This window comes from Vibrio sp. 10N.222.46.A1 (genome assembly GCF_041473595.1).
Classification (GTDB): domain Bacteria; phylum Pseudomonadota; class Gammaproteobacteria; order Enterobacterales; family Vibrionaceae; genus Vibrio; species Vibrio tasmaniensis_A.
Genome location: NZ_JBFRSN010000015.1, coordinates 1 through 14,360, shown reverse-complemented (window position 1 = coordinate 14,360; position 14,360 = coordinate 1). Strand labels below are relative to the sequence as shown.

Below are 14,360 nucleotides of genomic sequence, written 5' to 3'. Positions count from 1 at the left end.
ATAGAAAAATTCTATATTAAATACAGAATTTTTCTGTCTAAGAACTGTTATATTCACAAAGGAGGGTACAGTGTTTGACGTAAAGGAATGTAAATTCCCAGAAACTACCACTGATGAGTTTTTTAAATACACATCGAAAAAAGTCACTGGCTTTGCTGGTTTACAAATACGAAACGGTGCATATGGAAGTATCTCAAGTCCTGAAAAATCAGATGGTACAATCCACTTTTGTTGCGATAAAGACTTATCAACAGAAGAGTTTTTTGATGTAGTGAGTTGGATTGAAAAAAATGCGCTAGGTGTACTGAATAAATCGCTTGAGTCTTTTGTTGAACAATATTGGTATATGCGTGATTTAGTAATCGATAGCCTGATTGATGAAAAACCTGATGATATCGTTCCTCAAATTTCAACGCATAAAGATCTTTCAAAACTTTGTGGGATTGTAGCGGTTCATATCAAAGGTGATAGTACTATGGATATTCCTCGTTTCGGAATTGAATTCGGTTGTAATTGGGAGGAAGAGCATGGCGCAGGAGCTAATTTTAAAGGTTTAGATTTAGTAGAGACTGGAAGTTCCTCGGTGGGCTTTGATTTCGAGTGATAATTCGTTGCAAAGTGAATATAACAAATGCATCAACACGATTTGCCACATTCGGCATTCTAGGTTTCTTTGAGTTTACCGTGTTCAGTGGTAAATTTGAGCTTAATCTGCATGGTAGCAAACGTGTTATGCAGGCGTTAGGCAAATAGGAATAAATATGGATATTGCTGTACTAACTTTTAACGGATTTAATGAACTGGATTCATTTATAGCTGCGGGCATTTTGAACCGCATGAAAGACGCCGGTTGGAATGTGCAAATAACGAGTCCATCTCAATACGTCACTTCAATGAACGGAGTGACAATCAAATCTCAACAGCCTCTCGAGTTTGCTAACCAAGCCAACGTCGTATTATTTGGCAGTGGTGCACTAACGTGCGATATTGCGAAAGACAGAGATATACTTTCAAGGCTAAAGCTAAACCCTGAAACTCAGTTAATTGGTGGACAATGTTCAGGTACGTTGCTCATGTCAGTACTTGGTTTACTGCATCAAATACCAGCTTGTACCGATTTAACAACGAAACCTTGGGTTGTCGAATCAGGAGTTACCGTTTTAGACCAACCCTTTTATGCTAAAGGTAATCTTGCGACAGCAGGTGGTTGTTTGTCATCAAAGTACTTGGCTACCTGGGTAATTAGCAAGTTGTCGAGTAGGGCGGATGCTGAATCGGCAATTCATTATGTCGCGCCAGTCGGTGAAAAAGAAAGCACGGTTCAGCACTGTATGTCAGTAGTCGGTGCGTATCTGTAAATTTTGCCTAACAAACAACTATAGTGCCAATAGCTAAATTTTGGCGCTGTTTCCATCCCATATAGCCCTATCTATCATCAACCATTTCAGAGCGTTAAATGGTCGGTCACCACAATCTGTAGAGGGAAAGTGCATTGAAGTTAACGAATAAACTCGTACGTTACCCGCACATTGATGTTGATCGTGCGTTTGAAAAAGAAGCTGAGTTATTGCAGCAAATACAGGCCGGTGAAATTGCGCAAGCCTTAATGCTTTGGCAAGCAAAAACGCCGACACTTGTTTTGCCTGCGGGTAAAAAGTGGCCAGTGACGTTAGAGTCTAGAAAGCAACTTGCGGCACAAGGCTGGCAACTTACCTCGCGTAAAACAGGTGGCGCTCCCGTTCCTCAATTGCCGGGGATCATTAACCTGTCGCACATCTACCATTGGCCTCGTGATGAAGCTTACAACATCCAAAAAGCGTATCTACATCTGTGCAATGTCTTAACCCTGTTTTTTAAAGAACTAGGTGTCGATGTGGATGTACACGCGACTCCTGGCTCTTATTGTGATGGTGACTACAACCTCAATATCAATAAACAAAAAATAGTGGGTACTGCACAACGTGTATTGCTTAAACAAGGGGGCGGCCAAATCGTACTTTCGCAAGCTTGTATCTTGTTGGATGTCGACCTAGAGAACATCGTTGCGGCCGTGAATTTTTATAATCAAGTTTGTGGAAATCCAACCGTGGTGGATGCGCAAGTTCATACTCCCTTGTCCGCGCATTTGACGAGCCTTCCCAACGTAGATTCACTCTTTCAGCAGTTAAGCCAAGCTTTCATCAAGTATGCGTAATGCCTTCCTTTGGCTAACGCACAGCTCGCTTTGGGTTTAGGAAGGCCAACTTCTCGCTTATCCCTTCTCTTTATAGATCGCTGGCTTGATATCCAACAGTGGTGTGTTGTTCAAGCAGTCCAAGCCTCTCACGGTTACGGTGCCATTCTCGATTTTTTCAATCGGTAGCACGGCGGCACCGATTGGGTTTGGCCTGTGCGGTGAACGTAGTGCGAAGGTGCCTTTGGTCGGTGTTTCTTCATACCAGCTTTGTATCAGTTCATCTCGATTCGCGCCTTCTAACCAATACAAGATCAAGATGTGGTCGCCGGTGTTTAAGCCTTGTAAACCCGGCTGAAACGCGTTGTCTAACTTGATTTCACCGAGAGGGCCGTTGTCCGGTTGGATATTATTCGGGCAATCCGAAGCCGAGTGATAAGGCGTGGCAATTCGGCCAATAAATTGCAGTTCTGCAGACATCTTCAGCTCCTATTTAGTTCTTTATTTATCTCTTTATTAATCGATTTATTTGTCATCGTTTTTCATGGTCACTAAGGTGTAGATGAAGATCGTAATCAAGATCACCACACCGCCGATAATACTGGTCGTTGGCGGAATTTCGGTGAAGAAGATAAACGCCCAAACTGGTGCTAATACAGTTTCCAACATCAGAGTCATTGATACCTCTGGCGCGGTAATGTGGCGCGTTGCGACCATAGATAACACTCTGCCGACAGGTGCCGTAAACAAGCCCATCATGCCCATGATTAACCACGTTTCAACGCTGTAGCTTGATGGCGTTGCGAAGAAAAACATCACAACCGCTAGCAACAAACCACCTAGGCCCACACTCGCCAATCGGCTGACGTCTTGATATTTACGCAGCAAGGTAAACATCATAGATAAACAGATCACTGCGAATACCGCCAACGCATCGCCCATCCAATTGCCTGAAGAAAATGAACCTGAAACCACAATCGTAATACCAATCATCACCGCAACAATGGCAACCAAAGTCGATCGACTAGTGGCTTCTTTCAAGATCAACCAGCTGAAAACAGCGGCAACAGCAGGGGCGGCACTAAGGATCACAAAGGTATTGGCAATCGAGGTCATCTTAATGCTGAACACCAAGCCTGAGGCACTGCCGAGCATAAGAATACCCGCAGCCAACAATGGCCAACCGCTCTGAATCACAGCTTTACGTATTCCGCGTTTGTCGTTGAACTTAAGCAAAATCGGCATCGAGATCGCGCTGAATAAGCCGAACAAAAAGGCAGTATCGAATCCACTGACACCGGCATAACGAATGAAGATTGGATCAATACTCATTAACACGGCACCTGCGATCGCGAGGGTAAAGCCGAGGGTTCGTGTGCTTCTTGCTTCAGTTTTAGGGAGGTTCATTGTCGTCATTTCTCTATCCAATTATCTATTACCAATAAATCATACCAGCGAGTATGATTTTAAGAATTGGTTGAGTCAACACAAATCATACTTTAAAGTATGATCTCTGTTTTGGGGTGGATGAAGTAATGAGTAAGATTGAGCAGAACAAAGAGAAGAAACGACTCGCGATTTTAAAAGCTGCTAAAGCTGTTTTTTTAGCTGAAGGTTTTACGCTCGCGAGCATGGATGTGATCGCAAGCGAAGCCCAGATGACTAAACAAACGCTCTATCGATATTTCTCATCAAAAGATGTGTTGTTCAAAGCGACATTGCAGCAAATGGGGGCTCAGTTTGATGAGCTTTCTGTCGAGCAGTTAAAAATCTCTGATAATTATCAGGCATTGTATGGGTTCGCTACGGCCTTTTTGGCGTTTCATTTGTCGGACGAACATATCGCTACGTTGAAGCTATTGATTGCAGAAAGCGGTAAGTCTCCCGCTATCTTGGAAAGCTTTATGTCGGTAGGTGAAAACGAAACCGATATTGCACTCGCTCAGTTTTTCAAGGATAGGTTTGATACCGAAGATGTCGCCACTAAGGTTACTCTTTGGACGGGAATGCTATTAAGCTTGAGAAGCGGCGTGTTGATGGGGATGCCAAAACCAAACCTACAAGATATTGAGCAACATGCTCGCGTAAGTACGGAGTTTTTGTTGGCTGCGCTGAATACAGATTGATGTTGTGGAGTGCTCCTAAATACGGAGCTCTCATTGTATCTGACTAGTGAGCGTGGCATTGGCTAGAGCAGTTCTGTAAGTAACTGGTCGAGAGTCGTCATCAGTTTCTGATTTTTCCCCGTATTTAATGCATCAGCATGAGGGGCTTTAAATAGCCCCGAATCATTATCAAAATACTTCCCTGAAGCGTTAGAAAACTCTTCCGATAGTGCGGCTCGGCATAAGATATCAGCGCCAATCCCTAAGTCATTACCTTCCAAACCATACGCATCTTTAACCAATTTACTGCCAAGAAATGAGGCCGGATTAACGGGAATGATTAGAGGCCCTTGATCTCTTAATTGGTGCGCTAGATGGATTGACCACATCGTTAACGCCAACTTACTTTGTGCGTAGATGGGGCCATCTAAAGCGTCAGGATTTGGGCTGACAAGTGCCTCGAGATCGACCGATGACTGAGCGGCTGAAGATAGATTGACGATGCGACCGTTGGCATCAAAAAGTGGTAGCAGCTTTTGAGTCAGTAAATAAGGGGCAATGGTGTTCACAACAAAACGTACATCAAGGTTGTCTGAGGTGGTGACTTCCGAAACCTTGTATACGCCAGCATTGTTAATGAGTACATCGAGCTGTTCATGCTTCGACTTTATTTGGTTGGCGAGGGCTTTAACTTCAGAAAGAGAAGAGAGATCAGCAACATAATTTTCGATAATCGCATCCTTGGATAATCGAGAAAGGCCGGCTTCTACTTTGCTGAGTTTTGTTGGGTTACGTCCATGGATAAGGATGTGATGCCCTTGTTGGGCTAACATTTTCGCGGTCTCTAAACCGATACCATCTGTCGCACCTGTAATCATGATCTTTTTTCGCATCTTCCTTCCTTGAATAAAGAGTCCGGACAACTTTTATAACAAAGTTTGATTGCACAAAGTTTCTACTACTTCACATGCTGAGATATAGAAAGTACGGATGTGTATTACGATTGAGAAACCGTGAAACAAGGGTGTGGCTTTTCATTTTATTTTCTTGATATCGAGTAAAGCTCAAATCAAAAAAGCCTCAACCAGTTTAATGGTTGAGGCTTGGTCGTATTAGCCTTGTTTCAGCCTATTTAGGCCAGTTTGACGTTGTAATTATTTTACCTAAGAGCTGCTTAGTGAGCGTGCTCGTGTGAATCTTGGTACAACTCAGCGTCGACTTCTTCGCCTTTGTTTGGACGAGGAACAATCTCAAAAGAGGTGTCAGCTTCTGTCAATGAAGACAGCAGTTTGTTCAACGATGTTTTGTCTCCTTTCACGCCCGCTTGGCCATCTTCCAATAATTGGTTGAGTGTCGTTTTCTTCAGTACGATGTCTGATACATCTGATTTGTTGATGACCAGTGTGGTATCGGCATCTTGCAGTTCGCTCACTTGAATGTTGTTCAGGTTGCCATTCGACATCTCTACGTAGTAGAACTCTTTCACATCAGGTAATTGGATATTCATGGTAAACGGCGTGTCTTGCGCCTTCAATGAGTCCACTTTTACCGCTAAGTAATCCAGCAAGTTTTCGATGGTCATGTTCGCCAATACATCCGGAGAAGCCGTTTTTGGTGCACCCGGTTGTGTGCCGATACGCAGTTCTTGAGCACCTGTTAGATAGATGTTTCTCCACCCTGCGCCTTCTGATTGGTAGCCTAGCTGTTCATAAGTATCGGCCAGTAAACCACGCGCTTTTTTGTTCTCAGGTTCCGCTTGGACAACCTTGTTCAGTGCCGTTGCAACGAAGCGATATTCACCTTCTTGGAAATCTTGCTGCGCTTTCTCAATCACCGCGTCACTGCCACCCATGTATTCAACAAACTTAACTGACTCTGGGTGAATTTGTAGTGGGTTCAGATTGGCTGGGTTCATGTCGAAGTAACCAAGGTACATGTTGTACACCGCACGAGCATTGTGAGAGTAAGTACCGTGGTAACCATTGGTGTGCCAAGACTGTTGAATGCTGTCTGGCAGGACTTTGTAGATCTCGTCGCCAATGTCTTGCAGAACAACACCATTGTTCGCAAGGCGAAGTGTTTGGTTATGAGTGAAACCGTAAGCGTCACGCTGCATTTTTAGGTAGTCAGAGATTTCTTGTTCGCCCCAAATTGGCGATGAGTGAGAGGCAAATAGCACCTCGGTATCTTCACCCCAAGTGACCAACATCTCGTTGATTTTCTTAGACCACTTCAAGCCATCACGTACTTTTGCACCACGCAATGTGTAGAGGTTGTGCATGCCTTGATACGTTAGCTCACCAGTCCAAAGTGCCTTCATGCTCGGAATGTAGGTCACCATTTCTGATGCCGCTTCAGTGCCTGATGCATCCATGAATTGCATCTCTAGACCATCGATAACCAGCGTTTCAATTTCTTCGTTATGGTTAAGTTCGTAATCCGGCAATACGTAAGTAATGGTGCCAGTCGACAAGCCTTTCGCGAGTGCCGCATCCACAATACCGTGCTCATGACGATTCAGTGTTGCGCCATATTGATAAGCGGTACGTCGAGACATCGCATTACCTGCCAGTACGTTTTCGTCGACGATTTCTTTAGTGATGTTTTTAGAACCGTACACTTTTACGTCTGGGTAAGCTTCTTTGATTGCTCGTGCACCGCCAAAGTGATCGGCATGTGAGTGTGAGTAAATCATCGCTACGACAGGTAAGTCGCCACCATCAGGCACGTTGTTCTTGAAGAACTTTAATGACTTAGCCGCGGATTCTTTTGTGAGAAGAACGTCGTAAGCAATCCAACCATTGTCACTGCGGATGAAAGAAATAGACGCTAAATCGGCACCACGTACTTGGTAAACCTTACCCGGGACAACTTCGTACAAACCTTCAGCAGCTTGGTTCAGCACGGCTTGACGCCAAAGCGAAGGGTTTACTGAATCGGGTGCTTGATCGGCATTGTTCACGCTAGGGTCTATGAAGTTGAAGCTGTTGCGAATAATATCGCCAGTTTCTTGATCGAAGCTCGCGATCAACCCTTTGTTGTTATTGTCGAACGCGCGAGTGTCTTCGAAGTTCAGCGTTTTCGCGAATTCTTGGTTTGCTTTCGTCGTCATCTCAGTCGCGTCTTTGCCACCTTGATCGCCTATATCGCTAAAGTGTGCGTGGTCATGGTTAGCTGCAATAGCAGGAAACGCAAGAGAGATTGCTAGGAACAGTGATGCATTTTTGAAAGTGCGTGATGGAGTCATAGGTGCCTCTTCAATTCGGGATTTCGTTTCGTTGAGGAAATTATATGCCTAAGACATATAGCAAAAAATAAAGTAAGCTTTAGTTAACACATCACGATTAGCTATGTATTGAGTCGTACTATGGTTAGGGAACGAAGATAAAACCTGACCTATGATTGATAAGACGACATTGATAGAGAGAATACGGTGAGCGACATGGAAAAGTTGGATTTAAATCTACTGAGCGTGTTCTTAGAAGTGTACCGATTAAAGTCGATCACGCTTGCATCAGAATCGCTTGGTATGACTCAACCTGGAGTCAGCGGCGCTTTGAAACGGCTTCAAGCACAATTGGGTACAGACCTTTTTATTCGAGAGGGTAGAGGTATAACGCCGACCAATGCAGCGATGCAGTTGGCGTTACGTGTAGAGCCCGCATTGGACGGGATAACCAGCGCGGTCAGCACGCTAAAGCAGTTCGATAATCAGCAGCATCATGTGTTTCGAATTTTGGTCAACGAGATCGGTTTAACCAAGCTTCAGCCCCTTGTGGAAAAGGACGAGACGCTTGGTAACATCTCAATTGAATTCAATATGGTGCCAAGCAATGAAGAAGATCTGCTGCAGAGTTTGAGCATGCAGCAAGCCGACTTAGCGATCGATATTCACTACCCACAAGTGAATGGCTATATGAACCAGCAAGTGATTGAAGATGAGCTCGTGCTGATCGCCAAGAAAGGGCATCCAAGGATTGATGGATCGGTAACGGAAGCGCAGTATTATCATGAGAAACACATCACCTTCAGAATGCGTCGCTCTCACCTTTACACCGCGGATTACTTTACAAAAAATCCGATACAGCAGCGAAAAGTCAGTTCCGAATGTGATTCATTGATGACGATGTGTGTGTTGGTCTCTGGCTCCGACTGTGTTGGTAGTACATCTAGAGGTTTTGCTAATCAGTTTGCGGAGCGATTCCAACTGCAAGTACTCGAGCAGCCTTTTGAGGTATTGCCCATGAAACAGTATATGATTTGGCATAAACGAACAGACTTAAACCCGGCACATCAATGGTTAAGAACCAAGATTCAACAATACATGACGAGCTCTCAAAGCTGTTAACGATTCAATGAAAAACGGCTTCCATTTGGAGGCCGTTTTTGTCTCTGTTACTTGAGGGTTTTAATTAGGTTTTTTGGATTCAATCAACTTATTGTGCGCGTTTCTGACGAGCGGCTTTGAGCATTTTCATTGGCGACATTCCTGTCACCAACATGGTGCCGGTGATAACCAGAATTGAACCAACAATCGTATTGATGCCAATTGCTTCATCTAAGAATAAGTTACCCCAGAGAATACCAAATACCGGAATGATGAAGGTCACGGACAGGGCTGAAGGTGCGCCGAGTTCAGAGACGAGATTGAAGTAAAGTAGATACGCTAACCCAGTACATACCGCGCCTAATAAGATAACCGATGTAGTGATCGTAACGTCGGGTGTTTCTCTCATCGGAATAAAGAATACAAATGGCAAAACCAGCAACACCGCTGCCCACATGCTGCCATGGGCATTGTTGAATGCCTCAACTTTAGGGGCTTGTTTCGTATAGTTTGACGCTATTCCGTAGCTAAAGGCCGCCATCACTGCTGCAAAGATAGGAAGCATAGCCTCGCGGCCAATGTTCATCGCATCCCAACCGACTAACACGCCAACTCCCGTTACCCCAATCCCAAGTCCCAATAAAACTTTCGCCTCGAGTGCTGTTTTGGTCCATATCGCACCAATGATTGCCGCCCATATTGGCGCGGTAGAGTTCAAGATGGCGAGTGTCGAGGCGTTAAGTGTCTGCGCGGAATAAGCGAAAAGCAAAAAAGGAAGTGTGGTGTTAAACAGCCCGAGAATGAAGAAGTGTTTAGCGTGATCATGAAAAGAGAGCTTCTTTTTTAAATAGAAAGAAACTAAAAGCAGAGTAAGTGCTGCAAACAGAACTCGCGCTTCAATCAAGACTGCGGGCCCTAATGGATTGGCCGCCATTCTCATGAAAAGAAACGAGCCTCCCCATATAGCCGCAAGTAGTATCAGTTTTAAAAAGCTCACAGTTTGAATCTCTGATTGTGTAAAACCTGACTATGGAGGAAAGATAACTATTACACAAACATAGATACCAATACTGTGCAGCTAATTGTTGGCATTTTGATAACGGAACTGACTATTAAATAGGAACACTTTTGATGAATTATGTTCTGTTTATCCTTCCTTGTCTGACGAGTAATCTAGTGTCATATGTAAACATTAGGTGATAAAAATGAAGATCGAACACATCGCAATTTGGACCAAACAACTCGAAGTGCTTAAACGTTTTTATGAGGATTACTTTGGTGCAACGTCCAACCAGAAATATCACAATCCAAGCAAAGGCTTCTATTCATATTTCTTGTCTTTTGAAAGCGGTAGTCGCTTAGAGATCATGGAAATGTTCTCTGTCCCTGAATCGAAAGACGATATCTATGACCAGTTCACAGGCTTCATTCATATGGCGATATCACTAGGTTCGGAACAAGCGGTCGACCAACTGACTCAACGCTTGGTCGAAGACGGCTATGAGCGCTTAGATGGCCCAAGAAGAACAGGTGATGGCTATTATGAGAGCTGTGTGCTCGATCCTGATGGTAATCGCTTGGAACTTACCGTTTAATGTAGAGACTTAATTGAGTTACTCATCTACTAACGGAACTGAGGTATGACAATGATGAAGCTTGCTGTGACTTTCCTTTTTAGTCTTGGGCTTATGGGATGTGCTACCTCAGAACCGGTGTATGAGCAGGAGACGGACTCGAAACCTGAACCATCACAACCCATAGGTTACCTCGGTTTTAAAGCTCACCAAGAGTGGGCCATTCAATTTAACGACTGTACGGTCTATGATTTAACAGGCGCACAACCCTACCAGTGGTTTGATCGTACTTCAGCCTCTGTAAGCTGTTATGAGTTTAAGCCAAACGATGCTATCGAGCCTCTGTTGGTTTACTCCGAGGCTGACTTCAGAAGCAATAAACTCACTCCGATTAATCGCTTTCAAGAGTTGCAGGTATCAGAATCAGGCTGGGGCATTTTTCCTGCCGTCTACGAGACCAACGGCACCAATTGGCTGAAAGTCAAAGAGGGTTGGATTCACCTCACACTAGCCGATCAGACTTTGGTTCAGTTCTATCCCGGAACTCAAGACCAATCTAGCAAACACACACATGATCAATATTTTGAAGAGCACTGATCGTAACGCTGACTTTTGATTAGTCTGTAGTTCGATCAGAAAAAGATCGTTTAGTCATTGCTGAAACCGGTTTCAATCTGTATCTTTGCTTTTATTGAAATCGGTTTCAGGGCTGTAATGAGCTCTCTAATCCTGATCTTTTTCACGAATAACTTGTAGCGAGTAATGGTATGAACAACGAATTTCCGAACGATTTTTTATGGGGTGGTGCGGTTGCAGCACATCAACTAGAAGGCGGCTGGGATGCGAATGGTAAAGGTGTCAGTGTTGTTGATGTTTTAACAGCGGGCGCTCATGGTGTACAACGTCGAATCACTGACGGCGTGATCGACGGCGAAAACTACCCAAACCAAGTCGCTGTTGATTTCTACCATCGATACAAAGAAGACATTAAGTTATTTTCTGAGATGGGCTTTAAGTGCTTCCGAACCAGTATTGCTTGGACGCGTATTTTCCCAAATGGCGATGAAGCCGAGCCGTGTGAAGCGGGTTTAGCGTTTTACGATGATTTGTTTGATGAGCTGTTGAAATACGATATTCAGCCAGTGGTAACACTGAGTCACTTTGAAATGCCTTACCACCTAGCTAACGAATATGGCGGCTGGATGAACCGAAAAGTGATCGACTTCTTCGTTAAGTACTCGACTACGGTAATGGAACGCTACCAGCACAAGGTGAAGTACTGGATGACGTTTAACGAGATAAATAACCAGATGAACACTTCGGCAGACATCTTCGGTTGGTTGTGCTCTGGTGTTAAGTTCCCGCAATGTGAAAAGCCGCAAGAAGCCATGTATCAAGCGGTTCACCATCAGTTTGTTGCAAGTGCTTTGGTGGTTAAGAAAGGTCACGAGATCAACCCAGAACTTCAGATTGGTGCAATGTGTGCGATGGTGCCTTTCTATCCTCGTTCTTCAAAGCCAGAAGATATCATGGTGGCACAGCAAGCGATGCGTGATCGTTACTTCTTCTCAGATGTGATGGTTCGTGGTCATTACCCAAATTACGCTAAGCGTGACTGGGCAATCAAAGGCTTCAATATTGAAATGCAGCCAGAAGATGAGCAAATCTTGAAAGAAGGTAAAGCGGATTACTTAGGCTTTAGCTACTACATGTCGAATACCTTGGATTCTTCTTCGCATCAGTCAACCGAAGAAGCGATGGACGGCGGTCATGAGAACTCGGTCGATAACCCATTTATCCAGTCTAGCGATTGGGGCTGGCCAATTGATCCAACAGGTTTACGTTTCTGTTTAGCGTCTCTGTATGAACGTTATGAAGTGCCATTGTTTATTGTTGAGAACGGTTTTGGCGCTGTTGATACCATTGAAGAAGATGGCAGCATTAATGATGACTACCGCATTGCTTACCTTGGTGACCACATCAAAGAGATGAAAAAAGCCGTAGCGATTGATGGCGTTGACTTGATGGGCTACACCCCTTGGGGCTGTATCGACTTAGTTTCATTCACCACGGGCGAGATGAAAAAACGCTACGGATTCATTTACGTAGATAAGCACAACGATCAATCTGGCTCACTAGAACGCAAACGCAAGAAGTCGTTCGAGTGGTATAAAGGCGTGATTGCATCTAACGGTACCACTATTTAGAATGCATTTCCCAGCGCAGTTATGTGAACTGTGAGCTGTCATTTTGCAATGAATTAGTCGGCCTATGTCGGCTAATTTTTTATAAAGGAAAAGAAGCGAATGGTAACCATGCTTGATGTCGCGAACCGCGCAGGCGTATCTAAATCGACCGTTTCTCGTGTCTTAAATGGCAAGAACATCGTGCGCCCAGATGTGGTGAAAAAGGTATTCGATGCGATTCAAGAAACAGGTTATCGACCGAACTTGTTGGCTCAGCAATTGGCGACCAAGAAGACCAATTTCATCGGCTTTGTAATCACCAATGAGTTGTTCAATGGCCCTTACTTTTCTTCCTTGATGTATCACGCGGCTTCTTATAGCGAAAAGTCGAACCACCAATTGGTGATCACCGATGGCAAACACAGCGCTGAAGACGAAAGAAAGGCGATCAACTTCCTGCTGGATATGAAGTGCGCGGGCATCATCATCTATCCGCAATGCTTAACCGAAAGCGAGATTGCAAAGATCATCGAAAGTACTGACACACCGATTCTGGTACTCAACCGAGAAATGCCGTCGAAGCCTAATCATGCCATTACCACCGACCATTATCAGAGCGCTTGTTTGATGGTTGAGCACATCATCGAGCAAGGCCATACCGATATTGCAGTGATTCGTGGTAAAGCCGGTTCTTCGACCGATGAGTTGCGTTACCAAGCCTATCAAGATGTGCTAACTAAACAGGGTATTGCATTGGATGAGTCCAAGGTTGTTCAAGGTGATTGGACGATGGAGAGCGGTTATCACGCGGCTCAGGCTCTGGCAAAAAGCAAAACAACATTCACTGCTATCTTGTCGGAAAACGATGACATGGCGATTGGTGCGATTAAGGCGTTAACGGATCTGGAATATTCATTGCCTCAAGATGTTTCTATCGTCGGTTTTGATAACAGCAAAGTGGGGGCGTTTTTAACGCCAAGCTTAACGTCTGTCAGTGTGCCATTAGAGCAAATGACGCAAAAGGCGATCCTGCAAATTGTCGGTGAAACAGAGCAAGCGACCACCATCAATACCACCGGCAGTTTGGTGTTACGTGATTCGATAGCGAAGCTAAATTAGCACTGTTAGAATTTCATATTTCACCTACAAAAAGTGACGAGCTGCGCATCTCTTAAACCAAGCTAAAACACTCCTTATTCACTGTTATTTAGATGTGCGATATTGCGTTTTTGGTCGATGAATTGACCACCATTAGTTAAGTAATGTGAAAACAGTTAAGTCATGTGAAACTAGCTAAGTCATGTGAAACTAGCTAAGTCATATGAAAATAGCTAAGTAATGCGAGAACAGGTAAGTAACGTGAAAACAGAAAAACAAAAAATGCTAGCAGGCGAACCTTATCAGGCTTGGGATAAAGAACTTTATGCCGCTCGTATCGAGTGTCGTAAGGTACTTCAAAAACTCAATAACAGTATTCCTGACACACCCGAATGGGAAGCAGCAACGCAAGAGCTGATTCCAGGCTGTGAAAATGCGCATTTAGAACCTCCATTTCGTTGTGATTACGGCTCGAATATCAAGCTGGGCAAGAACTTCTACGCTAACTTTAACTGCGTGATTTTGGATGTGGCTGAAGTGACTATTGGCGATAATGTACTGCTTGGTCCGAACGTTCAAATCCTGACCGCAGGCCACCCACTCGATGTGAAAGGCCGAGTTGAAGAGGGTGTTGAGTTTGGCACACCGATTAATGTTGGCGACAATGTTTGGCTTGGCGGTGGTGTAATTGTCTGCCCCGGTGTCACCATTGGCGAAAACAGCGTGATTGGCGCGGGCAGTGTGGTAACCAAAGATATCCCAGCCAATATGGTTGCAGTCGGTAACCCGTGTAAAGTGCTGAAAGCGATCGATAACGGACAATAATCAGATGTAAATGACAAAGCCCGAACCTAGGTTCGGGCTTTGTTTTTCTATCCTTGCTAGATGCTAGATGCT

Annotated in this window: 15 protein-coding genes; 10 read left to right on the top strand and 5 right to left on the bottom strand. The window is 44.4% G+C overall.

Annotated elements, in window-relative coordinates; all coding sequences use genetic code 11:
* The first annotated feature begins 70 nt into the window (after positions 1 to 70).
* From AB4496_RS00690 to AB4496_RS00680, 3 genes are all read left to right on the top strand, one after another.
* The gene (locus tag AB4496_RS00690) at positions 71 to 604 is read left to right on the top strand and encodes a DUF6985 domain-containing protein (protein ID WP_032555029.1); all 534 of its coding nucleotides are present in this window, start codon (positions 71 to 73) and stop codon (positions 602 to 604) included.
* 157 nt (positions 605 to 761) lie between these two features.
* Complete coding sequence (locus AB4496_RS00685; RefSeq protein ID WP_009845952.1) at positions 762 to 1,358, top strand: DJ-1/PfpI family protein; 597 nt, start codon at positions 762 to 764, stop codon at positions 1,356 to 1,358.
* Positions 1,359 to 1,492: 134 nt separating this feature from the next.
* Positions 1,493 to 2,194, top strand: a complete 702-nt coding sequence (locus tag AB4496_RS00680) for a lipoyl protein ligase domain-containing protein (RefSeq protein WP_009845951.1) — start codon at positions 1,493 to 1,495, stop codon at positions 2,192 to 2,194.
* A gap of 57 nt (positions 2,195 to 2,251) precedes the next feature.
* Here the strand turns inward: AB4496_RS00680 and tsaA are convergent, their stop codons facing one another.
* The gene (tsaA, locus tag AB4496_RS00675; protein ID WP_009845950.1) at positions 2,252 to 2,653 is read right to left on the bottom strand and encodes a tRNA (N6-threonylcarbamoyladenosine(37)-N6)-methyltransferase TrmO; all 402 of its coding nucleotides are present in this window, start codon (positions 2,651 to 2,653) and stop codon (positions 2,252 to 2,254) included.
* 45 nt (positions 2,654 to 2,698) lie between these two features.
* On the bottom strand, positions 2,699 to 3,589 hold the full coding sequence (locus AB4496_RS00670; RefSeq protein ID WP_032555097.1) for a DMT family transporter: 891 nt from the start codon (positions 3,587 to 3,589) through the stop codon (positions 2,699 to 2,701).
* A gap of 119 nt (positions 3,590 to 3,708) precedes the next feature.
* On the opposite strand from AB4496_RS00670, the gene AB4496_RS00665 reads away from it, so the two are divergent.
* Complete coding sequence (locus AB4496_RS00665; protein ID WP_009845948.1) at positions 3,709 to 4,299, top strand: TetR/AcrR family transcriptional regulator; 591 nt, start codon at positions 3,709 to 3,711, stop codon at positions 4,297 to 4,299.
* Positions 4,300 to 4,361: 62 nt separating this feature from the next.
* Here the strand turns inward: AB4496_RS00665 and AB4496_RS00660 are convergent, their stop codons facing one another.
* Together AB4496_RS00660 and AB4496_RS00655 are read right to left on the bottom strand one after the other, a co-directional pair.
* Positions 4,362 to 5,171, bottom strand: coding sequence for an SDR family NAD(P)-dependent oxidoreductase (locus AB4496_RS00660; RefSeq protein WP_009845947.1), 810 nt, complete (start codon positions 5,169 to 5,171; stop codon positions 4,362 to 4,364).
* Positions 5,172 to 5,452: 281 nt separating this feature from the next.
* Positions 5,453 to 7,525 (bottom strand): alkyl/aryl-sulfatase, encoded by a 2,073-nt coding sequence (locus tag AB4496_RS00655; protein WP_009845946.1) that lies wholly within the window; start codon positions 7,523 to 7,525, stop codon positions 5,453 to 5,455.
* 186 nt (positions 7,526 to 7,711) lie between these two features.
* Here AB4496_RS00655 and AB4496_RS00650 point away from each other — a divergent pair, with 186 nt between their 5' ends.
* On the top strand, positions 7,712 to 8,626 hold the full coding sequence (locus AB4496_RS00650) for a LysR family transcriptional regulator (RefSeq protein WP_032555096.1): 915 nt from the start codon (positions 7,712 to 7,714) through the stop codon (positions 8,624 to 8,626).
* An 88-nt stretch (positions 8,627 to 8,714) separates the two neighbouring features.
* On the opposite strand, the gene AB4496_RS00645 is transcribed toward AB4496_RS00650, so the two are convergent.
* Positions 8,715 to 9,545 (bottom strand): DMT family transporter, encoded by an 831-nt coding sequence (locus AB4496_RS00645; RefSeq protein ID WP_032555164.1) that lies wholly within the window; start codon positions 9,543 to 9,545, stop codon positions 8,715 to 8,717.
* Between the two features lie 265 nt (positions 9,546 to 9,810).
* On the opposite strand from AB4496_RS00645, the gene AB4496_RS00640 reads away from it, so the two are divergent.
* The 5 genes from AB4496_RS00640 (at position 9,811) to AB4496_RS00620 (ending at position 14,288) form a co-directional block, all read left to right on the top strand.
* Positions 9,811 to 10,200: a VOC family protein gene (locus AB4496_RS00640; protein WP_009845943.1), complete on the top strand. Its 390-nt coding sequence runs from the start codon at positions 9,811 to 9,813 to the stop codon at positions 10,198 to 10,200.
* Positions 10,201 to 10,251: 51 nt separating this feature from the next.
* Complete coding sequence (locus AB4496_RS00635) at positions 10,252 to 10,776, top strand: hypothetical protein (protein WP_032555163.1); 525 nt, start codon at positions 10,252 to 10,254, stop codon at positions 10,774 to 10,776.
* Between the two features lie 170 nt (positions 10,777 to 10,946).
* The gene (locus AB4496_RS00630) at positions 10,947 to 12,386 is read left to right on the top strand and encodes a 6-phospho-beta-glucosidase (RefSeq protein WP_009845941.1); all 1,440 of its coding nucleotides are present in this window, start codon (positions 10,947 to 10,949) and stop codon (positions 12,384 to 12,386) included.
* Between the two features lie 99 nt (positions 12,387 to 12,485).
* The gene (locus AB4496_RS00625; RefSeq protein ID WP_009845940.1) at positions 12,486 to 13,484 is read left to right on the top strand and encodes a LacI family DNA-binding transcriptional regulator; all 999 of its coding nucleotides are present in this window, start codon (positions 12,486 to 12,488) and stop codon (positions 13,482 to 13,484) included.
* Positions 13,485 to 13,724: 240 nt separating this feature from the next.
* Positions 13,725 to 14,288, top strand: coding sequence for a sugar O-acetyltransferase (locus AB4496_RS00620; protein ID WP_032555162.1), 564 nt, complete (start codon positions 13,725 to 13,727; stop codon positions 14,286 to 14,288).
* Positions 14,289 to 14,360 lie beyond the last annotated feature (72 nt).

Coding starts and splice junctions, on each gene's coding strand:
- AB4496_RS00685 (WP_009845952.1), top strand. CDS start 762: ATGGATATTGCTGTACTAACTTTTAACGGATTTAATGAACTGGATTCA.
- tsaA (WP_009845950.1), bottom strand. CDS start 2,653: ATGTCTGCAGAACTGCAATTTATTGGCCGAATTGCCACGCCTTATCAC.
- AB4496_RS00670 (WP_032555097.1), bottom strand. CDS start 3,589: ATGACGACAATGAACCTCCCTAAAACTGAAGCAAGAAGCACACGAACC.
- AB4496_RS00665 (WP_009845948.1), top strand. CDS start 3,709: ATGAGTAAGATTGAGCAGAACAAAGAGAAGAAACGACTCGCGATTTTA.
- AB4496_RS00660 (WP_009845947.1), bottom strand. CDS start 5,171: ATGCGAAAAAAGATCATGATTACAGGTGCGACAGATGGTATCGGTTTA.
- AB4496_RS00655 (WP_009845946.1), bottom strand. CDS start 7,525: ATGACTCCATCACGCACTTTCAAAAATGCATCACTGTTCCTAGCAATC.
- AB4496_RS00645 (WP_032555164.1), bottom strand. CDS start 9,545: ATGAGAATGGCGGCCAATCCATTAGGGCCCGCAGTCTTGATTGAAGCG.
- AB4496_RS00640 (WP_009845943.1), top strand. CDS start 9,811: ATGAAGATCGAACACATCGCAATTTGGACCAAACAACTCGAAGTGCTT.
- AB4496_RS00635 (WP_032555163.1), top strand. CDS start 10,252: ATGATGAAGCTTGCTGTGACTTTCCTTTTTAGTCTTGGGCTTATGGGA.
- AB4496_RS00630 (WP_009845941.1), top strand. CDS start 10,947: ATGAACAACGAATTTCCGAACGATTTTTTATGGGGTGGTGCGGTTGCA.
- AB4496_RS00625 (WP_009845940.1), top strand. CDS start 12,486: ATGGTAACCATGCTTGATGTCGCGAACCGCGCAGGCGTATCTAAATCG.